22 protein-coding genes are annotated in these 22,859 nt (G+C 45.6%); 5 read left to right on the top strand and 17 right to left on the bottom strand.

The window, feature by feature from the left end:
* Positions 1-10: 10 nt before the first annotated feature.
* Both SD450_RS10335 and SD450_RS10330 read right to left on the bottom strand, forming a co-directional pair.
* The gene (locus SD450_RS10335) at positions 11-457 is read right to left on the bottom strand and encodes a MarR family winged helix-turn-helix transcriptional regulator (protein WP_318344391.1); all 447 of its coding nucleotides are present in this window, start codon (positions 455-457) and stop codon (positions 11-13) included.
* Between the two features lie 137 nt (positions 458-594).
* Positions 595-2,364: an AMP-dependent synthetase/ligase gene (locus tag SD450_RS10330; protein WP_318344390.1), complete on the bottom strand. Its 1,770-nt coding sequence runs from the start codon at positions 2,362-2,364 to the stop codon at positions 595-597.
* A 206-nt stretch (positions 2,365-2,570) separates the two neighbouring features.
* Between SD450_RS10330 and SD450_RS10325 the strand changes: the two genes are divergently transcribed.
* Positions 2,571-2,816: a ribbon-helix-helix domain-containing protein gene (locus SD450_RS10325; protein WP_318344389.1), complete on the top strand. Its 246-nt coding sequence runs from the start codon at positions 2,571-2,573 to the stop codon at positions 2,814-2,816.
* Positions 2,803-3,090 (top strand): type II toxin-antitoxin system RelE/ParE family toxin, encoded by a 288-nt coding sequence (locus tag SD450_RS10320; RefSeq protein WP_318344388.1) that lies wholly within the window; start codon positions 2,803-2,805, stop codon positions 3,088-3,090. The genes SD450_RS10325 and SD450_RS10320 overlap by 14 nt, the downstream gene beginning before the upstream one ends.
* A 16-nt stretch (positions 3,091-3,106) precedes the next feature.
* Here SD450_RS10320 and SD450_RS10315 read toward each other — a convergent pair whose 3' ends face one another.
* The 5 genes from SD450_RS10315 to SD450_RS10295 form a co-directional block, all read right to left on the bottom strand.
* A complete protein-coding gene (locus SD450_RS10315) occupies positions 3,107-3,562 on the bottom strand; it encodes a GNAT family N-acetyltransferase (RefSeq protein ID WP_318344387.1) in 456 nt (151 codons plus the stop codon).
* Positions 3,552-7,232, bottom strand: a complete 3,681-nt coding sequence (purL, locus tag SD450_RS10310) for a phosphoribosylformylglycinamidine synthase (RefSeq protein WP_318344386.1) — start codon at positions 7,230-7,232, stop codon at positions 3,552-3,554. The genes SD450_RS10315 and purL overlap by 11 nt, the downstream gene beginning before the upstream one ends.
* Positions 7,233-7,343: 111 nt before the next feature.
* Positions 7,344-8,246 carry a helix-turn-helix domain-containing protein gene (locus SD450_RS10305; RefSeq protein WP_318344385.1) on the bottom strand — a complete coding sequence of 301 codons (903 nt, stop codon included), beginning with the start codon at positions 8,244-8,246 and terminating at the stop codon, positions 7,344-7,346.
* A 56-nt stretch (positions 8,247-8,302) separates the two neighbouring features.
* Complete coding sequence (locus SD450_RS10300; protein WP_318344384.1) at positions 8,303-9,145, bottom strand: SDR family NAD(P)-dependent oxidoreductase; 843 nt, start codon at positions 9,143-9,145, stop codon at positions 8,303-8,305.
* A gap of 128 nt (positions 9,146-9,273) precedes the next feature.
* Entirely contained in the window at positions 9,274-10,485 is a 1,212-nt protein-coding gene (locus tag SD450_RS10295; RefSeq protein WP_318344383.1) for an RsmB/NOP family class I SAM-dependent RNA methyltransferase, read from the bottom strand.
* A 59-nt stretch (positions 10,486-10,544) separates the two neighbouring features.
* Between SD450_RS10295 and SD450_RS10290 the strand changes: the two genes are divergently transcribed.
* A complete protein-coding gene (locus SD450_RS10290; RefSeq protein ID WP_318344382.1) occupies positions 10,545-11,576 on the top strand; it encodes a WD40/YVTN/BNR-like repeat-containing protein in 1,032 nt (343 codons plus the stop codon).
* Positions 11,577-11,592: 16 nt separating this feature from the next.
* Here the strand turns inward: SD450_RS10290 and SD450_RS10285 are convergent, their stop codons facing one another.
* The 7 genes from SD450_RS10285 to SD450_RS10255 all read right to left on the bottom strand — a co-directional run bounded on the left by SD450_RS10285 (position 11,593) and on the right by SD450_RS10255 (position 18,396).
* The gene (locus SD450_RS10285) at positions 11,593-12,033 is read right to left on the bottom strand and encodes a hypothetical protein (RefSeq protein WP_318344381.1); all 441 of its coding nucleotides are present in this window, start codon (positions 12,031-12,033) and stop codon (positions 11,593-11,595) included.
* Positions 12,026-12,556, bottom strand: a complete 531-nt coding sequence (locus tag SD450_RS10280) for a hypothetical protein (protein WP_318344380.1) — start codon at positions 12,554-12,556, stop codon at positions 12,026-12,028. The genes SD450_RS10285 and SD450_RS10280 overlap by 8 nt, the downstream gene beginning before the upstream one ends.
* 33 nt (positions 12,557-12,589) lie before the next feature.
* Positions 12,590-13,132 (bottom strand): RNA polymerase sigma factor, encoded by a 543-nt coding sequence (locus SD450_RS10275; protein ID WP_318344379.1) that lies wholly within the window; start codon positions 13,130-13,132, stop codon positions 12,590-12,592.
* 160 nt (positions 13,133-13,292) lie between these two features.
* A complete protein-coding gene (locus SD450_RS10270; protein ID WP_318344378.1) occupies positions 13,293-15,119 on the bottom strand; it encodes an ABC transporter ATP-binding protein in 1,827 nt (608 codons plus the stop codon).
* A 4-nt stretch (positions 15,120-15,123) separates the two neighbouring features.
* The gene (locus SD450_RS10265) at positions 15,124-16,830 is read right to left on the bottom strand and encodes a phospho-sugar mutase (RefSeq protein ID WP_318344377.1); all 1,707 of its coding nucleotides are present in this window, start codon (positions 16,828-16,830) and stop codon (positions 15,124-15,126) included.
* Positions 16,831-16,884: 54 nt separating this feature from the next.
* Positions 16,885-17,832 carry a glycosyltransferase family 2 protein gene (locus SD450_RS10260; RefSeq protein WP_318344376.1) on the bottom strand — a complete coding sequence of 316 codons (948 nt, stop codon included), beginning with the start codon at positions 17,830-17,832 and terminating at the stop codon, positions 16,885-16,887.
* 42 nt (positions 17,833-17,874) lie between these two features.
* Positions 17,875-18,396 (bottom strand): DUF4199 domain-containing protein, encoded by a 522-nt coding sequence (locus tag SD450_RS10255; RefSeq protein ID WP_318344375.1) that lies wholly within the window; start codon positions 18,394-18,396, stop codon positions 17,875-17,877.
* A 160-nt stretch (positions 18,397-18,556) separates the two neighbouring features.
* Here SD450_RS10255 and SD450_RS10250 point away from each other — a divergent pair, with 160 nt between their 5' ends.
* Positions 18,557-18,817: a type B 50S ribosomal protein L31 gene (locus SD450_RS10250; RefSeq protein WP_318344374.1), complete on the top strand. Its 261-nt coding sequence runs from the start codon at positions 18,557-18,559 to the stop codon at positions 18,815-18,817.
* Between the two features lie 94 nt (positions 18,818-18,911).
* Positions 18,912-20,087 carry a GlmU family protein gene (locus SD450_RS10245; RefSeq protein ID WP_318344373.1) on the top strand — a complete coding sequence of 392 codons (1,176 nt, stop codon included), beginning with the start codon at positions 18,912-18,914 and terminating at the stop codon, positions 20,085-20,087.
* Between the two features lie 474 nt (positions 20,088-20,561).
* Here the strand turns inward: SD450_RS10245 and SD450_RS10240 are convergent, their stop codons facing one another.
* From SD450_RS10240 to SD450_RS10230, 3 genes are all read right to left on the bottom strand, one after another.
* Positions 20,562-21,017, bottom strand: coding sequence for a toll/interleukin-1 receptor domain-containing protein (locus SD450_RS10240; protein ID WP_318344372.1), 456 nt, complete (start codon positions 21,015-21,017; stop codon positions 20,562-20,564).
* Between the two features lie 493 nt (positions 21,018-21,510).
* Positions 21,511-22,224, bottom strand: a complete 714-nt coding sequence (locus SD450_RS10235) for a suppressor of fused domain protein (RefSeq protein WP_318344371.1) — start codon at positions 22,222-22,224, stop codon at positions 21,511-21,513.
* Positions 22,225-22,416: 192 nt separating this feature from the next.
* Positions 22,417-22,821 carry an EthD family reductase gene (locus tag SD450_RS10230; RefSeq protein ID WP_318344370.1) on the bottom strand — a complete coding sequence of 135 codons (405 nt, stop codon included), beginning with the start codon at positions 22,819-22,821 and terminating at the stop codon, positions 22,417-22,419.
* Between the last annotated feature and the right edge of the window lie 38 nt (positions 22,822-22,859).

The following is a 22,859-nucleotide window of genomic DNA, read 5'->3' as shown; positions in this document are numbered from 1 at the left end:
TGTATTTTAATTATTTCGTTGTTTTGATATAGACTTTTTTGTCGGCAATGAGTTTGTTGATGACATCCATGGTCTTGAAAAACCCGGCCAGGTCGCCATCTGAAACATGCTCTTTGACCACCTCGTTGAAACGGAGCACCACGTCTTTGGATTCTTTCCGTTTTTCGAGCCCCAAAGGGGTAAGGTGGATGAGAACCCCCCTTCCGTCGTTGGGGTTGGGTTTTCGTTGGATATAACCTTTTTCCTCAATATTTTTTAAGATCCTTGACAAACTTGTGGCCTCCATTCCCATTTTTGGGCCTAGGGCCGTACTCGGGGTGCCTCCTTTTGGGTCGATGCTCAATAGGGTGAAACCTATGGCCATGGTGACTCCGTAGTTCTTGGCCTCTTCATTATACATCTTGATAACAGCTTGCCATGTGGCCCTGAGGGCATAATCAATGGTCAAATCTTTCATTGAACAGGATTGGTGTTTTCAAATATAATAAAATTTATTATGCATGCATAATAAATAAGGATTAATTGATCGACCCAAAAAACAAGACCCACAATATTATGTGGGCCGTGTTTTGTTGTGATTATGTAAGTTGGACATCAATGCCCATATATCTCATTATAAAGGTCCAAATACTTCTCCTTGACAATCTTTCGTTTCAATTTCATGGTAGGGGTGAGGTGTCCCTCGTCCACACTCCAGACGTCTGGGGTCAACCGGAACTGTTTTACCTTCTCCCATTTGGCAAAATCCTCATTGGCCAGGTCCACTTCTTCTTGGAAACGGGCTATGACCTGGTCGTTTTTTACCAAATCCTTGTTGTTTTCCAAAGCAACACCATGTCTTTTGGCCCATTCTTTCACAAAATCAAAATTGGGTTGGATGAGTGCCGCGGGCATTTTCTCCCCTTCGCCCACCACCATGATCTGTTCAATGAACCGGGATTGCTTGAAGCGGTTTTCCAATAATTGGGGGGCCACATATTTGCCTCCCGAAGTCTTGAATATCTCTTTTTTACGATCGGTGATCTTCAAAAAGCCATCGGCATCCACTTCGCCAATGTCACCGGTGTGGAAATAATCGCCCGTCATCACTTCGGCGGTTTTCTCAGGGTCCTTGTAATAGCCCATCATGATGTTGGGACCCTTGCACAGGATTTCGCCATCTTCGGCAATCTTTACTTCAACACCATCAATGATCCTGCCTACCGTGCCAATTTTCCATCCTTTGTTGCGCTGATCGTTCACCGCAATGACCGGGGAGGTCTCCGTAAGGCCGTAGCCTTCCATCACGGGCATGCCTGCCGCTGCGAAGATCCTTGCCAATCTGGGCTGAAGGGCCGCACTTCCCGATACCATAACGGATAGGTTGCCGCCAAGGCCTTCCTGCCACTTGCTGAAGACCAACTTTCGGGCGATGCCCAATTGTTTTTCATACCACCAACCATTTTTTCCGTAAGGTTCAAATTGGAGCCCAAGTTCCACGGACCAGAAGAACAGTTTCTTTTTGATGCCTGACAGGTTGGTCCCTTTTGCAATGATGGCCTCATATACTTTTTCCAGAAGGCGGGGAACCACGGTCATCACATTGGGTTTCACTTCCTTCACATTGTCACTGATTTTGTCCAGCCCTTCCGCAAAGTGGATTTCAATGCCACAATATTGGTAGAGGTAGAGGATCATCCGCTCAAAAATGTGACAGACGGGCAAAAAACTGAGTGCGCTCCCGCCAGATTCGAACGGGACCCTTTTCTCACTGGAGATGACGTTGGACACAATATTATCATGGGAAAGCATCACGCCCTTGGGTCTTCCTGTTGTTCCTGATGTATAGATCAACGTGGCCAGATCGCCCGGTTGTACGCTGTCCTTTATTTGTTCCACTTCATCTTGGTTGGAAGTGTCGGTCCCCAACTCCAAGAGTTCTTTCCAGTTCTTGCAGTTGCCCAGTTCGTCAAAAGAATAGACTTCCTTCAAATTTTGAAGATTGGAACTGATGGCGAGCACTTTTTCCAAGACCTCTTCGCAGGAAACAAAACAGTATTTGGCCTCGGAATGGTTCAGAATGTATTCGTAATCCTCTTCCGAAATGGTCGGGTAAATGGGCACGTTCTGTGCACCAACTTGAAGTATGCCGATATCCATGATGTTCCATTCCGTTCGGTTGGTCATGGAAATAACGGCGATTTTGTCATTCGGTTTCACGCCCAGGCGCAAGAGGGCCCGGCTTATGGCATTGGCCTTGTCCACATATTCTTGGGTAGAGGTTGCCACCCATTTGCCATTGTATTTGGTGACCAATGACTTCTGTAGGGGCAGATTTTCCAGCTGATAGTAAGGAAAATCAAATAGACGGGTAACTTTTTGCATAGTAAGTTTCTGAAAAGTAATTGCAAAATAGGGAAAGGAAACCGTATTTTAAAACGACTTTTTTAAAAACAGCTATAATTATTTGCCAATTTTATGGTAAATGTAATTTCAAGCCCTCGCGGGAATCCGTGATATATCGGGATAGAAGGTTCAAATTTGGCAATGGTTTAATTTTGGTGTAATTTTACATCAAATCAGCATCAATTATGACAAGACAGAGTATTTCTTTTACGAAGCCAAATGATGAGTGGCTAAAAGAGCAGGTTGACAATAAAGAGTATTCGAGCAAAAGCGAGCTTGTCAACGACTTGATCAGACAGGCTAGAAGACAACAGGTGCAAGTTGATTGGATCAGGACAAAGTTGGAGAGAGCAGAAGACAGTGGGTTCACAAATGAAGGTAAAGATGAAATTCTGAGACAGTCAAAGTCATTGCTTGATGACAAAATATAGGTTGAGTAATGAGGCCAAGAATGATTTGATCCGTATTCATCATTATGGAATCCAAAAGTTTGGAATCTCCCAGGCTGATAAATATTTTGATACCTTCTTTGAATATTTTGACATGATTGCCCAACGCCCATATTCATTTGAATCGGTGGACTATATCAAAAAGGGCTATAGACGTTGCGTTTGCGGAGCCGACAGTATTTACTTCAGAATGAATGGTGACATTGTTGAAATAATGGCAATCGTTGGGAGACAGGATTTGGATAATGTTCTGTGAAATGTATTCGGCAATTTTAAAGTAAATGCAATTTCATCCCTTCGTGGGAATCCTTAAAACCCAAGGATTTGTAAAACTCCAAAGCATCGGGTCTTTTCTTGTCGGTGGTCAACTGCACCACATGGGCTCCTTTTTCTTTTGAACGTTCGATGGCCCAGAGGAACAATTGTCTTCCGATGCCTTTTTTTCGATACTGTTCATGAACCCTCACTGCTTCGATTTGTGCGCGGATTCCGCCCTGATAGGTAAGGTATTGGATAAAACTCAATTGGAGTGTCCCGATAACATCACCATCCCCGTTTTCAATGACCACCAATTCTTGATTGGGGTCGTTGGCAATGTTGTCAAAAGCCTTGTAATAGCTGTCGGGCAAAGGATTGCGGAAATCTTCCCGAAGTTTGCCCAACTCATCGTTGGCCAACATTTGGACTATGTGGGGGACATCAGTACTTGTCGCTCTTCTAATGTGCATTGTTTTTGGCATCCAACCATTCTTTTGCATTCACAAAGGCTTGCAGCCATGGGGAAACCACATCTTGTCTATCCTTTGGATAGTGGGCCCAGTTCCATGGAAAGGTGGAGCGCTCAATATGCGGCATGGTCACCAAATGCCTGCCCGTTTTATCGCAAAGCATGGCCGTGTTAAAATCACTTCCGTTGGGATTGGCGGGATAGCCTTCGTAGCCATATTTTGCCACAATGTGGTATTGGTCTTCGCTGTGCGGCAAACTGAATTTTCCCTCACCATGACTGATCCAAACGCCCAACGTAGTGCCGGCCATGTTGGACAGCATCACGGAATGGTTCTCCTGGATCTTCACCGAAGTAAATCCACTTTCGTGCTTATGCGAATCGTTATACGTCATTCTGCCATGGGTCTCATGTTCCGGGTTGATGAGATCCAACTCCATGAACAACTGGCAACCGTTGCAAATCCCAACCGAAAGTGTATCGGGTCTTGCAAAGAAATCCTTCAAGGCCTTATTGGCTTTTTCATTGTATTTGAAGGCTCCGGCCCAGCCTTTGGCACTACCAAGCACGTCCGAGTTGGAAAAGCCTCCCACAGCTCCAATAAATTGAATGTCCTCCAAAGTTTCCCTACCTGTGATCAGGTCGGTCATGTGCACATCCTTCACATCAAATCCGGCCAAATACATGGCGTTGGCCATTTCGCGTTCGGAGTTGCTTCCTTTCTCGCGGAGGATGGCAGCCTTTGGCCTTTCAGCACCTCTCGACTGCGCTCGAGGTGACAGTTTTCCTGTAAAATCGGAAGGGAAAACATATTTGAGCGGTTGCTCCTTGTAATTGGCATAACGTTCCTTGGCCAAACCATTGGCAGTCTGTTTATTGTCTAACAAATAGGAAGTTTTGAACCAAGTATCCCGAAGGGACTCAATGTTCAATCCGATTTCCACACCATTGTTCTTGATGTGCAAAATGTTTCCGGAGTAAACGCTACCAATTTTGTTGAATTCGATACCGTTTTCGGTCAAAACTTTTTCGATGGAACTGTCCTTGGACTGAAGGACAACCCCAATATTCTCCGAGAACAAGAGCTTGATGACATCTGATTCGCCAACAGTGGTCAAATCCAATTCGGCACTAAGGTCGTTGTCGGCAAAACACATTTCCAGCAAGGTGGTGATCAATCCTCCTGAACCAATATCGTGTCCGGCCAAAATCTGTCCATCCTTGATCAATTGCTGAAGCGTATTGAAAACGGTCTTCACATAATCAGCATTCAAAACGGAGGGAGCTTCATCCCCAATACCGTTCAAGATCTGGGCAAAGGACGATCCACCCAATTTATGGGCATCTTTGGAAAAATTGATATAATAAATGTCTCCACCATTCTTTTGGAGAACAGGTTCCACAATTTTGGCAATATCATCACAATGTGCTGCCGATGAAATGATTACGGTTCCAGGGGAAAGTACTTCTCCGTCCTTATATTTTTGTTTCATGGAAAGCGAATCCTTTCCGGTAGGCACGTTGATGCCCAGTTCGATCACAAAATCTGAAAGGGATTTTACCGCTTCGTATAAACGGGCATCCTCTCCTTTATTACGGCAGGGCCACATCCAGTTAGCGGATAGGGAAACCGATTTTAAACCATCCTTCAAAGGGGCCCAAACCATGTTGGTCAAGGATTCCGCCACGCTGTTTCTACTTCCGGCAACCGGGTCGATCAAGGCGGAAACAGGGGAGTGCCCAATACTGGTCGCAACCCCTTCCTTACCTTTAAAATCCAGGGCCATTACCCCAACATTATTCAAGGGTAATTGCAGTGGTCCGGCGCATTGTTGTTTGGCAACACGGCCACCCACGCAACGGTCCACCTTGTTGGTCAACCAGTCCTTACAGGCCACAGCCTCCAATTGCAGCACTTGTTCCAGATAATCGTGGAAATGTTCCAACGAATAGGAAAGGGCAGGGTAGGCCTGTTGGGCTTTGGTATCGGCCATAATAGTCTTGGGAGAACTTCCGAACATGTCCGAAAGCTCCAAATTCATAGGGGTTTCCCCTGTGGTACCAGAGGTAAAGGTGAATGTATGGTCCCCCGTAACAGTGCCCACTTGGTACATGGGCGAACGCTCCCGGGCTGCCACACGATCAAGTAATTCGATGTCTTTTTCACCGATCACCAATCCCATCCGTTCTTGGGATTCGTTTCCGATCAATTCCTTTTTGGATAGGGTAGGGTCGCCGATGGGGAGTTTGTCCGTATCGATTTTCCCTCCGGTTTCTTCCACCAATTCCGACAGGCAGTTCAAGTGTCCACCTGCACCATGATCGTGTATGGACACGATGGGGTTATCATGGCTTTCCACCAAACCACGGATGGCATTGGAAGCCCTTTTTTGCATTTCGGGGTTGGAACGTTGTACGGCATTCAACTCGATGGCAGAACTGAATTCGCCCGTATCAGCACTGGATACGGCCGCTCCGCCCATCCCTATACGGTAGTTGTCACCCCCTAGAACGACTATTCTGTCTCCTGTTTTTGGGGTGTCTTTCAATGCCTGGTCGGTTTTGCCATAACCGATTCCACCAGCCATCATAATGACCTTGTCAAAGCCCAATTTTCGGGCTTCTTCTTGGTGTTCAAAGGTCAAAACGGAACCTGCGATCAACGGTTGTCCAAATTTATTTCCGAAGTCGGAAGCACCATTGGACGCCTTGATCAAAATATCCATTGGGGTTTGGTACAGCCATTCTCTTTCTGGCATTCCTTTTTCCCACGGACGGTTTTCTTCCAAACGGGAGTAGGAGGTCATGTACACTGCAGTTCCGGCCAGGGGCAGCGAACCCTTTCCTCCGGCCAAACGGTCGCGGATTTCTCCTCCGGAACCTGTGGCGGCACCATTAAATGGCTCTACCGTGGTGGGGAAGTTGTGGGTCTCCGCTTTTAGCGAAAGCACGGAATTGAATTCCTTTTCTTCATAAAAATCAGGTTTGTCGGCACTTTTTGGGGCAAATTGGATGGCTTTGGGCCCTTTGATGAAGGCCACATTGTCCTTGTAGGCCGAAACGATATCGTTAGGATGGGCTTCAGATGTTTTTTTGATCAATTTGAAAAGGGAAGAAGGCATCTCTTCGCCATCGATTACAAAAGTCCCGTTGAAAATTTTATGGCGGCAGTGCTCGGAGTTCACCTGACTGAATCCGAACACCTCGGAATCCGTCAATTTACGGCCGAGTTTTTTGGCCAGTCCTTCCAGATACTCCACTTCCTCCTCGCTCAGGGCCAAACCTTCCTTTTGGTTGTAGGCGGCAATGTCCTCAATCTCCAAAATGGGCTCGGGAACAATTTTGATGGTAAAAATATCCTGTCCCAGACCCTTATATTTTTGGGAGAGCATGGGGTCGTAATCCGTAAAGTCCTCGGATACAGCATAGTATTCTTCAATTCGGATGATGCCCGAAATGCCCATGTTCTGTGTAATCTCGGTGGCATTGGTGCTCCAAGGGGTCACCATGGCGGCGCGTGGGCCAACAAAAAAGGCGTCGAGTGACGCCGCTTCTATCTTGGGTTGGTTGCCGAACAACCATGTCAGTTTACTGTTGTCTTCCTGAGCGATTTCTTGAGCGGTCTGGACGGCAAAAACCTTGGTAGCCTTGTCCCCAAAAAAATGGATCATACGTGTGGTGCGTTGTGCGGTTTAAGAAAGTGCAAATTTACGACTTTGGAGTGGAATTCCTGCTTTCTTATGCTAGAGTTTTGAACCGTGGGTGTTGATATTTGATAAACATCAATTGAAAGATGCCCTAAAGGCGGCTGGCGATTGGTTTGTCTTGTTCTTGAACAATTTGCTAAACGATTGGGAATGCTCAAAACCAAGGGTATAGGCAATTTCGCTGACCGAAAGCCGGGTGGTGGACAATTGCTCTTTGGCCTTCTCGATCAGTTTGTCATGGATGTGCTGTTGTGTGCTTTGTCCGGTCAACACTTTGAGCAGACTGCTTAGGTAGTTCGGGGAAACATTCAAGGTGTCCGCTACGGATTGGACGGTCGGTATCCCTTTGTTGATGGCCTCCTCTCCGTTGAAATAGGAGTCGAGAAAATCCTCCAACCGTACCAAAACCTCGTGGTTATTGATCTTTCTCGTAAGAAACTGTCTTTGATAATATCGTTCGGCATAATTGAGCAGTAATTCGAGTTGGGCAATGATGATGTTCTGACTGAATTTGTCGATGTTGGACTTGTATTCTTGCTGGATATGCAACAAAATGTCAACCATGGTCTTTTCTTCCTTTTCGGAAAGAAATAAGGCCTCATTGATGGCATAGCCAAAGAATTCATAGTTTTTGATGGTCTTGGCCAACGGGGTATTCCACAAGAAATCAGGATGGATGAGCAGCAACCAGCCCGAAGGCTTCTTTTCCGCTGGCAGCATTTCAAACTGAAGCACCTGTCTTGGGCCGATGAATGTCAACAACCCTTCATCAAAATCGTACTCCTGTTGTCCATACCTTAGCTTGCCTGAGACATTGCGTTTCAATCCGATGGAATAGAAATTTTGCGTCCAAGTGATCTGGTTTTCGATGGTCTGATAATCCACTTGGCCATAATCGACCACACTTATCAAAGGATGTTCGGGTTTGGGCAGTGCACAAAACTTGTGGAACTCGCTGAGGGTGTTGAACGTATGCATGATCTATTGAAGGTTAAGGGGCAAGGCAAAGCCTTGCCCCGTTTTGAAATTACATATTAATTTTTAAAATCCGTGGAATGGCTTAGTTCCTTGTTGGTTTCCAAGGCAGTTTCCAAGGTTTTCAATTTTTGTTGTGCCATGCCATAGGCATCGCTCCCCAAGAACAAATGTAGGGCGGGATCATCACTTTCGGCCACTTTGATGAGCACCTCTGCGGCCTTTTCGGGATCACCCAATTGGTTTCCGGCTATTTCTTCCTTGTGCAAACGTTCGGACTCTCTGGCTTCTGCATACACATCCATTCGGTTTTTGGCCAATTTCAGGGAATCATTCGATAGAAATTCGGTGCGGAAATAACCGGGATACACCAGCGTGGTATGGATCCCGAAGGGGCTCGCTTCCACGGATAGGGCCTCTGTCAAACCGACCACAGCAAACTTCGTGGCACAGTAAATACCAAATCCGGGAAAATTGCCGACCACACCCGCCACCGAGGCGATATTGAAAATGTGTCCGGATCGTTGTTCCCGTAAATGGGGCATCGCTTTTCGAACAACGTTCAACAGTCCAAAGACGTTGACGTCAAAATTTTGTCGTGCCTCAGCATCCGAAATTTCCTCCAAGGTCCCATTTTGCCCATAACCGGCATTGTTGACCACCACATCCACGCGGCCAAAGTGGCCGATCAATTGGGAAATGGCAGACTCTACACTTTCCTCGCTCATTAGATCCACTTGAAGTGGCAGGAAAGCCCCATGTTTTCCCACGGCATTTTCCAAATCACCCAAGCTTCTGGAGGTGGCTGCTACTTGGTATCCCTGATTCAACAACGTTTTTACCAATGTCAGTCCCAAACCTTTGGAAGCTCCGGTGACCAACCATACTTTTTTTGTGTCCATTTTCGTAGAATTTTGATTGTTAAGAATTGACACAGCAAAGTTGCCCTCAAACGAAGGGATATATGTAGCCTAATCTATGATTGTTGTAGCCGAAATTTAGGATGGAGGAGAAATTGCCCTTGGGAGAACTAATTTCTTTTCATCAATGCCATATAAAAACCGTCAAAACCGGTTTCTGAGGCATAAACGTTCTGCTCTCTTACCAATTCGAATTCCTTGCCATTTTCCGATTCCAGGAACTTTTTGACCTGCTCGGTGTTCTCTTGCGGAAGTATGGAACAAGTGGCATAGACCATCTGCCCCCCTTTTTTTACCATTTTACTGTAGTTCTGGAGGATGTCCTGCTGCACGCCCATGATCCTATCGATGAACTCGGGCTCCAGCTTCCATTTGGAATCAGGGTTTCTTTTGATGACGCCCAGGCCGGAGCAAGGGGCATCCAACAGCAATCGGTCGGCACTGTTGTGCAGTTTTTTGATCACCTTCGTGGAATCTATGGGTCGCGTCTCGAAATTGTGGATTCCGTTCCGTCTGGCCCTGATCTTAAGTTTTTTCAACTTGCTCTCGTAAATGTCGAGGGCGATGAGTTGACCCTTGTTCTGCATGAGCGATGCCAAATGCAAGGTCTTGCCACCGGCACCGGCACAGGCGTCCACCACGCGTTGCCCGGGCTGGACTTCCAGATAAGGGGCGACCAATTGGGATGAGGCATCCTGCACTTCAAAAAGCCCATCCTTGAAGGCTTCCGTAGTAAATACGTTTTTGCGTTCCTTCAATTTGAGGGCATCGGGATACCCTTCTATTTCTTCTGTTTCGATATCCTCCTTGGCCAAAAACAGTTTGAGCTGCGGTTTGGGAATCTTCAGGGTGTTTACCCTCAAAATAACATCCGCTTGTTGATTGAGTGCGGCAATTTCCTTGGTCCATAACTTGTTGCCCAGGGATTTCTCGCCGAGTTCGTCCATCCAATCGGGGACGGATTCCCGAAACTTTCGGATCTTGGACAGTTCATCAAATCTCCCTTTGATCCTTCGTTCCGGGGTTTCTTCCAACTGTTTCCAATCGGGCAACGGAATGCCTTTCAGTACGCACCAGACCGCAAAAAGTCGGAACAGATGCTGACGGCTATAAGGTTCGTGGGCTTCGGCTATCTCGGTGTAGAGGCGCTTCCAACGCACAATGTCATAAGTGGTCTCGGCAATAAAAGCACGGTCGCGGGCACCCCAACGTTTATCGTATCGAAGTACTTTTTCTATCACCTTATCGGCATATTCCCCATCATTGAAGATCTGCTTCAAGGCATCTATTACGGCAAAAACTAGGTTCCGGTGCAATCGCATGATACAAAATAAGGTTGCAAAGGTATCATTTCTCCTTACTTTTGAAGAAAATAAATGTAATGAGGATTTCCATTTTTCTTTTGATGGTCTTGGTTTTGGCCTCCTGCGCCGAGGAACAGAAGTACCGACCGTTCCAATCTGTGACCGTGACACCTGTTTATGAAGATTCGGTGAGCATCCGCGCCATCACGTTTCTGGACGGCAGAACACTCGCCTTTGCCGGGAGCAACGGCATGTACGGAACGGTGGATGTCGCTACGCACAAAGTGCGGGCCAATGTGCAGACCTACGATTCGCTGACGCCCAGTTTCAGGGCCGTGGGCAAGACCACCAATGATTTTTTCATGCTGTCCGTGGAAAGTCCTGCCTTGCTGTACAAGACCGGAAGCGGTGGAAAAATGGAATTGGTGTACCAAGAAGAAGGGGAAGGGGTGTTCTATGACGCTATGGCCTTTTGGGACGATACCTTTGGTATCGCAGTGGGTGATACGGTAGATGGATGCCTTTCCATCATCCTTACCAAAGATGGAGGGAAAACGTGGAGCAAAGTGCCCTGTGCCAGTTTACCCAAAGGCATCGAAGGCGAGGGAGCCTTTGCGGCCAGCAATAGCAGCATTGCCATAGCAGGAAATAAGGTTTGGATAGGGACCACTGAAGGCAGGATCTATTACTCTGCGAACAAAGGGGCCACTTGGGAAATCCAACAGACGCCCATCATTCACGAAGAGCCTACCCAGGGCATCTATTCCATGGATTTTTATGATGAACATCTGGGATTTGCCATTGGGGGGGACTACACTTCACCGGAGTCCAACCAAAAGAACAAGATCATAACCGTTGATGGCGGGAAAACATGGAACCTGATTGCCGATGGAAAGGAACCGGACTATAAAAGCTGTGTGCAGTTTGTGCCCAATTCGCATGGGAGGGGGCTTGTCGCCATCGGGTTTACGGGCATTTCCTATTCGGGTGATGGTGGTGAAAATTGGAAGGAGTTGAGCGGGGAACCGTTCTTTACCCTACGCTTTTTGAATGATTCCACCGCGTATGCCGCAGGCAGCAAGCGTATTGCCAAATTGGAGTTCAATTAGTTGAAGTAGTTGTTCATTATCCACCGCCTTTTCGCTTACGGTACTGCTGCAGTAACTGCCTTTTGAAATCTTCCTCGGCCTTGATCAGCAAGAGTGCCTTTTTGGCCGGGATTACCTTTCGGATGTTTGTCATAAAATCCTGTTCTTCGCGGTGCCTCTCGTTTTGGAGGGCAAGCATTTTGCCCAACAAGGCTTCGGATTCACTTTCGGACAAGCCTTCTGCCGAGGATATCTGTGACCTCAGTTCCATGCGTTCTTTTCTGCGGATGGTTTCCAGGTCCTCCTCGTGTTTGTTGTAGATGGGCCAGAAAGCCTGGGCCTCTTCGCTGGTAAGTCCTACCTTTTCGGTAATGAACGCCACTTTCAGGGTCTTGATCCGGTCCCTTGCCTGGCCTTGTGCCTGTAGCCCAAAGACCGTCAAGATCAGGGTAAACAATACAAGTGCTCTTCTATTCATGTTCTTCATTTTCTAAATGTAAATCCTCAATGTCTTCCATATTATCCTCCAAGTACTCCCAAAGGATATCGTTGGTCAGGTCCTCGGCCAGCACATCGTTCAACTGGATGTCTTCCAAAGGAATGGCCTCGGCAATTTCATAGGAGCTGAGCCCAATCTCATGATTTTCAAAATAGGCATCTATCTCTGCACTGGCCAAATCATCAAAACCCAAAGGAGCGGTTTCTGTTTTCCAGTTGATGCCGAAAACCAACAGAAAAATGGCCGCAACCGCTGCCGCTGCGTAATAAAAATTCCGACGGTTGCCCAGTGGGATGACCTTCCCGCCTTCCGCTGTTGCTTTCGAGAGAATCGTGGGAACGACCTCATCGAAGTAATTTCCCGGCACGGCAAAACCATCTGTCTTGGGGATGCTGGAACCAGTGGCACTTTCTTCGTTTTGGATCCGGTCCATCAAACGGTCATGGAAACTTTCGAAGTAGCCTTCCGGGGTGTTGAACTTATTTTCGTTGTTCTTTTTCATGGTGTCTTTTTGACTTCGATTTGTGCTAAAGGTTTAATCTGCTTTAAGATACGCCTCAATTTTCTTTGCGGCCAAATGATAGGATGCCTTCAAGGCCCCGACCGAGGTTTCCAATACCTCGGAAATGTCTTCATATTTCATTTCCTGAAAGTATTTCATGGTAAAGACCAGTTTTTGCTTGTCCGGAAGGGTGGCCAATGCTTTTTGGAGCTTTAACTGGATCTCATCACCCTCAAAATAGACGTCGGCCTGAAGGTTTTCCACCATGAGTTCCTTAAGTTCTTGGTCGCCAATGCCCATTTTTTTTGATTTTTGTTTCAAAAAGGTCAACGATTCGTTGGTGGCGATGCGGTACATCCAGGAGTACAGTTTGCTATCGCCCTTAAATCCATCAATATTACGGTACACTTTTATAAAAGTATTCTGCAACACATCGTCCGCATCGTCATGGTCAAGGACAATCCGCCGGATGTGCCAATAAAGGCGTTCCTTGTAGGTGTTCACCAACACCTCAAAGGCCTTTGCTTGGTTTTCCTTGCTCTTGAGCTCTTGTACTAGGGTTTCCTCAGCGATCAATTGTCGTACGATTTGATGCTATGACTAAGGTAAGGGGAAATGGTTTAATTTTTCAATGGCCAATGTTCAATAATCAACGATCAATCCCAGTGAGATGATATGAACAGAACAGATAAAACATCTCGACTGCGCTCGATGTGACAGTATCGAAAGTTGATCGTCAAGAGGTGAACGACTGCATCTCCACCAGCTTTTTGTAGCTTTTCTGGGACTGCATCAGTTCTTCGTGGGTGCCCTGTTCCAAAATTTCGCCCTTGCCCATCACCACAATGGAATCTGCATTCTGGATGGTGGACAAACGGTGGGCGATCACGATGGAAGTGCGGTTCTTCATCATCTTCTCAAGGGCATCCTGCACCAATCGCTCACTTTCGGTGTCGAGGGCCGATGTAGCCTCATCCAAGATCATTATGGGAGGGTTCTTGAGCACGGCCCGCGCAATGGAAAGGCGTTGTTTTTGCCCACCACTCAACTTGTTCCCACCGTCCCCGATATTGGTATCGTAGCCGTGGGGCAGTTCCATGATGAAATCGTGCGCATTGGCCACTTTGGCCGCTTCAATGATCTCGGTCATGGTCGCATTTTCCTTGCCCAAAGCAATGTTGTTCTTCACAGAATCATTGAAAAGAATGGAATCCTGGGTCACCAATCCCATCATGCCGCGAAGGGATTTTTTGGTAATGCTCTTGATGTTGGTCCCGTCTATGGCGATTTCCCCTTTGCTGACATCATAGAAACGGGTGATCAGGTTGGCCACGGTGCTCTTTCCGCTTCCGGATTGGCCCACCAAGGCCACGGTCTGTCCCTTTTCAACCTTTAGGTTGAAGTTTTTCAGGACATAATCCTCCTCATATTTGAAAGAGGTGTCCTTGAATTCGATGGCTGCGCTGAAATCGGTCTTTTCCATAGCCCCTTCCTTGTCCTTGATAGGATTTTCGGATTCTAAAATCTCCAAGACACGTTCTGCGGCTGCATTTCCCTTTTTCACTCCATAGGAAGCCTTGCTGATGGCCTTGGCTGGGGTCAGGATGTTAAAGGCCAGCCCCATATAGGTGATGAAAGATGCCGGGTCCAAATCATTTTCTACCAGCACCATGCGTCCGCCGTACCAAAGGAGTACGCCAAAAACCACGATTCCAAGGAATTCACTGATCGGTGATGACAGGTTTTGACGGTTCAAAAGGGAGTTGGAAAACTTGAAGAATCGGGAGGTGGAATTTTTGAATGTGGCATAGAATTTTGATTCCGAATTGAAGGCTTTGATGACCCGCAATCCCCCCAAAGTTTCTTCCACAATGGAAAGGAATTCACCCTGTTCCTTTTGTACCCTGTCCGATTTCCGCTTGAGCGATTTCCCGATCCTTGAGATCAGCATTCCTGCAATGGGGATAAAAATGAACACAAAAATAGTCAGCTTCACACTGATGAGAAACATTACGATTATGGTGAATAGAATCGTAAGTGGTTCACGTACAATCAATTCCAAAATGGACAGAAAGGAATGTTGGATTTCCAACACATCCGAAGTGATCCGGGCAATGACGTCCCCCTTCCGTTTTTCCGAGAAATAGGAAATGGGGAGGTCCACTATCTTTTCGTACATCTTGTTCCGAATATCCTTGAGCACCCCATTACGCAAAAAGGTGATGTAGTACATGGCCAGGTAGTTAAAGACATTTTTGAAAAAGAACAAGGTCAATATCAGCCCAACGGCCAGCAACAGCCCTTTCATGGGGTCCTCGCCGGAGAATTGGGTCACCTGGTAATTCATATACCCTTCAAAATAGTCTTTGAGCTTCCCAATCCCCTCAAATTTTGGAGCCTCGTTGATTTGTTTGGTCTTGTCAAAGAGCACGTTCAGCATGGGAATCAGGGCAGCATAGGACAATGCACTGAACAATGCGTAGAGGATATTGAAGAATATGTTCAAATAACCATATTTGCGGTAAGGTCCCGCAAAACGGAGGATTTTTTTAAAGTAGTTCATTCACTTACAAATTCAGCTCGGATAGGATACCTTCTATTTTGGTTTCCAACTGCGAATTTACGGATTTATAATCCTCTGCCTTGTCCAATTTTGCATTGGTGCTGATATAGAATTTTACCTTGGGCTCCGTTCCACTGGGTCTGGCCGCGATCCGGGTACCATCTTCGGTCTCGTAGATGAGCACATTGGACTTGGGCAGGTGAATGGTCCGTTCTTCGCCGGTCTGTACATTTTTGGCGGTAGAGGTGTTGTAGTCCTCGACCCAAAGCAATTTGGAGCCTTGTACGGAGGCCACGGGGTTCTCTTTGAAATCTTTGAGCATCTGTTTGATCTCCTCCGCGCCACTGATCCCTTTTTTGGTGAGGGAAATCAGTTTTTCCTTGTAAAAACCAAACTGTACATAGCAATCGATAAGGTCCTTGTAGAACGAGCTACCGTTTGCCTTGGCATTGGCAGCGATCTCACAGGCCAATAGGGTAGAGGTGACCGCGTCCTTGTCCCGGACAAAATCGCCCACCATGTAGCCAAAACTTTCCTCGCCACCTCCAATGAACTTGGAAGCAGGAAAGTCCTTGATCATTTTACCTATCCATTTGAAACCTGTCAGTGCCGTTTTGAATTCCACACAGTAGGCTTTGGCCATTTGCTCCATCATGGGGGTGGACACAATGGTGGTGGCAATGAACTCGTTGCCCTTGAATCCTTTTTTCTTGTACTGGTCCAACAAAAACTTGGTCATCAATACCATGGTCTGGTTGCCGTTCAGCAGTTCCATCTTGCCCTCCAGGTTGCGGACGGCAATGCCCAAACGGTCACTGTCGGGGTCGGTGCCCACGACCATGTCCGCACCGATTTCCTCCGCTTTTGCAATGGCCATGGCCAAGGCTTCGGGTTCCTCCGGGTTGGGCGACTTTACCGTGGGAAAATTGCCATCAGGCTTTGCCTGTTCCTCAATGATGGTCACATTGTGGTAACCGGCCCGTTTCAACACTTCGGGTATGGCCGTGATGGAAGTGCCGTGCAATGAAGTGAATACAATTTTAAAATTGTCCTTTCCTTTCGCATGGAAGTCCCCGTTGGCGACGGAAGCTTCAAAAAAGGCCTCGTCCATGTCCTTATCGATCAAATGGATCAGGTCGGCATTGGGGCCAAACTGGATATCTTCAAAAGAAATGGAATCGATCTCCGAGATGATTTCCCCATCTTGGGGGGGCACAATCTGCCCGCCATCGGCCCAATATACTTTGTATCCATTGTATTCAGGTGGGTTGTGCGAAGCGGTCAATACAATCCCGGCATGGCAGCTCAGGTGCCTCACGGCAAAGGAAAGTTCAGGGGTCGTGCGAAGTTCGGAAAACAGATAGACCCTGATGCCATTGGCGGAGAATACTTCGGCCACCGTTCTGGCCAGTGTATCGGAATTGTGTCGGCAATCGTAGGCGATCACCACCCGGATATCACTGTCCGTATAGGTTTTTTTAAGGTAATTGCTGAGCCCTTGGGTACTCTTTCCCAAGGTATATTTGTTGATGCGGTTGGTGCCCACACCCATCACGCCACGCATCCCGCCCGTACCAAATTCCAAATCTTTGTAGAAACGGTCTTTGAGTTCTTCGGGATCTTTATCAATAAGGTGTCTGATTTCCTTTTTTGTTTCTTCATCAAAAAAATCGGTCAACCAAGATTGTGCGGTAGCGGTAATGGAATCCATTTGTATAGTGTTTATGTGTCTTAAAAATACAAAGATTATAGGTTTGGACTGGGCTTAGAGATTAATTTTATCGGAGATATTGTAACGGGTGTCGTTTTTTCTGGAACGCACCATGATCTCCCCGATAAATCCTGCCAAAAACAATTGCGTACCCAAGATCATGGCGGTGAGGGCAATGAAAAATTGGGGGCGTTGTGTAATCAATCGGCCTGTTGGGTTCAGGAACAGTTTGTCCACACCCAGATAAAGGGCAAAACCAAGGCCCACGAGGAACATCAGAACACCCAGTGCACCAAAAAGGTGCATGGGTCGACGACCAAACTTGGAGACGAACCATATGGTGATCAGGTCCAAAAAACCGTTGATGAAACGTTCCGCACCAAATTTGGTGGAACCGTATTTTCTGGCCTGGTGCTGCACCACTTTCTCCGTGATCTTCGAGAAACCTGCATTTTTGGCCAAAACGGGGATGTATCGGTGCATTTCCCCATGCACCTCGATGTTCTTCACCACGTCACTATTGAAGGCCTTGAGTCCGCAGTTGAAATCGTGCAGTTGTACTCCTGACGTTTTCCGGGCGGCCCAGTTGAAGAGTTTGGAGGGGATGTTCTTGGTGATGATGGAATCGTACCGTATTTTTTTCCAGCCCGATACCACTTGCTGTCCCTCTTGGACCACCATGCGGTACATTTCGGGAATTTCCTCGGGGTTGTCCTGAAGGTCGGCGTCCATGGTGACCACCACATCGCCCGTGGCCGCCTTGAACCCTGCATGCAGGGCCTGTGACTTCCCATAGTTCTTGTAAAAACGGATGCCCTTTACGTGCTCGTTCTGTTGGGAAAGTTCGCTGATGATGTCCCAAGAGCCATCCGTGCTGCCATCATCAATAAAGATGATCTCATATAAAAAATGATTGGATTGCATCACCTGTACAATCCAATCATGTAGTTCTTTAAGCGATTCGTGCTCGTTGAGCAAAGGAATTACAATGGAAATCTGCATTGCTTGTTTCTGGAATTCCTTTCAAAAGTAGTATTTTTTGGTTTAGTATTCCGGCTTGGACTTTTTGAGGATGAGTCCGGTGATAAGTCCGATGACCAAACCAATGAGGCATCCCATGATCAGACCTATCGGATACCTTAGCCAACCAAGCTTTTTTTGCATTTCGGCGCCTTGTTGCCATTGTTCCTCGGTAATGTTGGGGTTTTCCGCCATGGTCTTGACTTTGGCCATCTCCATCGCCTTGTCCATGAAGTCTGGCTCAATAAAGTTGATGAGCACGAACTGGTAGATCAAGGAGAGGATCGTGGAGATCAGCGCGATGCCCACCGCGACCTTTAGGGCCTCACCGATGGTAAGATATCCGCCGTTCGCTTTTTTGAAGGCCATGACCCCCAACAAGATGACCACAAGGGTAAGCAGTATCGAAATGACCATAATCGGTGTGCTCATTTCGTAATGCATACCTTGGGTGTACAGCATTATGCTGAAAACAATTGAAACTACACCTAGAATTAGGCCGTAGTTAAGGGCAAATTTTCCGGTTTTTGGTTGTTGTTCTTCCATTTTTTTGATTTTTGTGTTGATTGTGGCCAATTAGTGGGCGGGCCAAGCTTTTTGTTACAGTTAAAGTTACTTTTTTATTTTTTAGGTCTTTTGAGTTGGTCGTGTCAAAGAAATCATTAAATTTGCACCTCGAAAATTCTGAGATTAAGTATTTAAGACGATGAAAAAAGATATACACCCCGGAAACTATAGAATGGTGGCTTTTAAGGATATGTCAAACGAGGATGTGTTCATCACCAAGTCCACTGCAGAGGCAAAGGAGACCATCACTGTGGATGGTGTGGAATATCCTTTGGTGAAGTTGGAGATCTCTAGGACTTCGCACCCTTTCTATACTGGTAAGACCAAATTGGTGGATACCGCTGGTAGGATCGATAAGTTCAAGAACAAGTACAAAAAGTTCAAGCAAGAAGAGGAGTAGGCCGAATAGGTCACCCTTTTTAACGATTTATAGGAGCGCTCCCGATGTTTTTCGGGGGCGTTTTTTATTTTTACAGTAGTCAAAAGCATAGCTTATGAACTTTATTCTTTCCGATGGCAACCACCGCGAAGACCTTTTTCCCTTTACACTGACCCGCCCTGTGGCCGAGATGCGCATCGGCATCCTGACCATTCGGGAAAAATGGGAGAAATGGCTGGGCGTGACCCTGAGCTTCCAAACGGAGGACTACCTTTCGGAAAAATTCCCGCTGCGGACGAGTGACAAGAATGTGGTGATCAATGGCAGCTATCTCCCCAATGAAAATGTGGTGCGGGCTGTCCAACAGTTGCAACTGGGCGAGGCCTTGATGGATGGTAGCGCGTATATCGCCTATGCCACCAAAACCCTTGATGGTGCTTTTGATGCTGCGCAATACCAGCTAATCGACCATGCGTTTGAAGGTGTCACCGTCAAAAATACCTGGGACATCTTTTCCAAGAACGGGGAGGCATTGCAGGCCGATTTTGACCTGTTGACCGCAGGAAGAAAAAGCCAGCTCATTTCCAAGACCAACCAAGTGTTGGCCCCAGAGAACATTTTTTTGGAGGAAGGAGCCACGATGGAGTTCTGTACCCTGAACGCCTCCACAGGGCCCATTTACATTGGCAAGAACGCCCTGATGATGGAGGGCAGTATGGTGCGTGGTGGTTTTGCGCTCTGTGAGGATGCCATTGTGAAGATGGGCGCCAAGATTTATGGTCCCACCACGGCCGGACCGGGCTGCAAACTGGGCGGCGAAGTGAACAACTCGGTGCTGTTCGCCAACTCCAACAAAGGCCACGATGGCTTTTTGGGCAATTCGGTGCTGGGGGAGTGGTGCAACATTGGGGCGGATACGAACACCTCCAACCTGAAGAACAATTATGCCGAAGTGCGCCTATGGAACTACCGGACCGAAAACTTTGCCCGTACAGGACTCCAGTTTTGTGGGCTCATGATGGGCGACCACAGCAAATGTGGCATCAATGTGATGTTCAATACAGGGACCGTGGTCGGTGTGAACGCCAATATTTTTGGAACAGGATTTCCAAGGAATTTTGTGCCCAGCTACAGTTGGGGCGGGGCCTCGGGTTTTACCACCTTTTTGCCCAGCAAGGCTTTTGAGGTGGCCACGGCCATGATGAAACGCCGAAACATGGCGTTCAACGATGTGGAGGCCCGCATTTTGGAGCATGTGTTTGAGGTGACGAAGCGGTGGCGGAATTTTTGAGGGGGTTGGAGAGATTTTGTTATAGCTGAGGTATATTGTCTACTAACCTTTACTATAGTAATTTGTCAACTTCAGTACTTTATGTTTTTCCAACATAAAATTATTATCAAAAAAACAATAGTCAAATATATTGGTACTATTGATTTTGAAAAAAGACATCCTATCCATGAATTTTTATTATTACTAAATTCTTTAATGTCCATTGAAAAATTTATTTTCTCAGGTTCAAGTCCCGCCACGAAATCGTATAATTCTCGAAATCGTTTTTCTTGACTCAAATAGTACGAGTCTAAAAACCAGAATATTGGAATACTAAAATAAGGTATCAAAAAATAGTCTGAAGTATTAGAAGTAATAGCAAAAATTGCTGAAGTTAGAGTGATACACCATCCTTTAATTATAAAAGAATTTGAATTCATCCTTTTAATTGCATTTTGAATAAATTCTAAATGTTTTAATTTTGACTCCATATATCTAAGATTTAAGCCATTCTTCAAGTTTTTTCCTTTTCATACCAAACTCAACATAGTAGTTCCCAGTAGAATGCTGATATTCTGTTTTTATAATAGGGTAGATTTGAAGATATTCGTTTCCAGACCATGAACCATCATTTTCTGTTATTGGCATTATTGCAATATTGTCCAAATATTTTTCACTATCACCAAATCCAAGTTCCCAATTACACCATTTTGATTGAATTGCATTTTCTGTAGCCAATAAAATAAATTTGTCATTTTCTTTTATTTTCTCCTTAATTTTAACCGCTGTTTCTCCAGATGTTTTTGTAGGCATATCTTCATCCTGCCAGTCTACATATACCTTTACTCCTAAACTTGTAAACATCTCAATTACATGTTCTAATACTTCACTGTCATCGTGTTTATGAGAAAGAAAAACAGTTATTGCTTTTTCATCTGTTTTCCCTAACAAGAACATCATTTTAGCAACAAACCTTGTACTGGTCGTGGTTTTATATAGATTTATATGGTTTTTTGTTATGAGCATTCGTAAAGCCAACGTAAAAATGAATCATTTTTAACTAGTTTATCAAATGATATCGAAGTTAACAGAAAACCACTTACAAAAACCCACATTTTCCCGCAATCATTCAACACTTTTATCAACATAACCTGCTGTTATTGTGTAGTCTGGCAGAACGTTTCATTTTGTATCAAGCCCATTCAAATCCAAAAAGCCATTGTACTCCTGGTGAAATGACTTCTTTTGGTGATGTTGCTTTTGGTTTTTTATATATCGGAAGACCTTTCCAACCACCGATTCAGAAACAGAATAGGCGGCATATCTCCCAGCTGGTGCGAGCGACACGCTCGTATCTCCTTGGTCTTAATTTTTTCAAAGAACATAATCACTTATACTTGGCACGAGCATGATGCTCGCGCGAGCGGGGGCTGTTAACTGCATTTTAGAATAATCCAAAGATTTTTTTAGCAGTATTTGGCCTGTTAATATCCAACAAATCAGTTACTCCATGTTTATCAAATCCATCAAATAAAGATTCAATACCTTTTCTCATTTTCAAATTAACTTCTTCACTATACAATGGAACCAATGAATAAAATTTTATTGTTTTATTATTCAATTTTAGTTCTTTAAAACCTTCATCTAAAATTACTGATGGGAGTAAAGCGATTGTATTCAATTTAGTTCCATAAGTTAATGGCTTAGCAGGATCACCATTAGGTATTGTATGACCAAAACTTAACCAAGTATTGTATTCATGTGGGAATCTTGCTAAAAATAACAACCATCTAATAGGCCAATAATTCGCTTCTTCATTAAAACTTTCCTCAGATAATTTCCAATCAGCAGGTAAACAAAAAGTTAATTCTGCATATTCCTCACCTTCAACACCTTTTGGTTGGGACATGGGTAGATCACTCATTCCTGAAGTGATTAAAGTGTGATAAGGCCTTTCTGAGTTTGCCTTTACCCAAAGTACATCAATATGTACTTGATTTGAACCTATTTCATGGAAAACCATTTCAATTTCACCAACATATTTCTCAATATGATTTGATATTTCTTCTATTGATGAATCTTCAGATGCAATTTTAAATTCATTCTTTTCTGATTCATTATACCTATAAATAGGTGCTCCTGACTCTGATTTTTCCATATTCTTTTATTAATTGCAGCGAACGCTAAAGATATGACTCGTTTAAATTAATTGTATCGACCGATAACGAAATTCAATGAAAAATACTACAATTTCAATGGCTGCAACCATCTAGTTTTCAGGTTTTATCAACAAAAAAAACCAGCAACAATACAATGCTGCTGGCCCATAAACTAACCTTTTTAACCCGGCTCACCGCACCACCTCACTGATTTGGACAACGGGCAGGATGTTGGTGTAGTTCGGGATATCCCCACGAATCTGCGCTGCATGGGGGCCAAATGCGTTCTGGTAATCCTCGATGCTATCAAAATACAGGTAGCCAATGGCCAAATAGGGGATGGGGTCATCGGCGGTGCGCCCGGAGATTCCCTTGTCAATCTCCAGGTTTTTTAACGTGTCCCCGAAGAGGTCGGCCAACATGGGCATGTGCTTAGTGGCATAGTAGTCCATATCGAAGGTTTTCCCCTCACCATTGGGATATAGGATGGTCACTTTGATCATCCTCTGAGGGGTTTCAGTGGTGGCTTGGGTCTGTCCATGGCCAGCAAGGCAGATGGCAAGACCGAGAATGAGTAGTAGGGTTTTGTGTTTCATAAGTTAATGGATGTTTTTTGTTTCCTATGTTGAAAAAT

It is taken from the genome of Flagellimonas baculiformis (assembly GCF_033441575.1).
Taxonomy (GTDB): domain Bacteria; phylum Bacteroidota; class Bacteroidia; order Flavobacteriales; family Flavobacteriaceae; genus Flagellimonas; species Flagellimonas baculiformis.
This window is presented reverse-complemented; position numbering and strand designations above follow the sequence as displayed.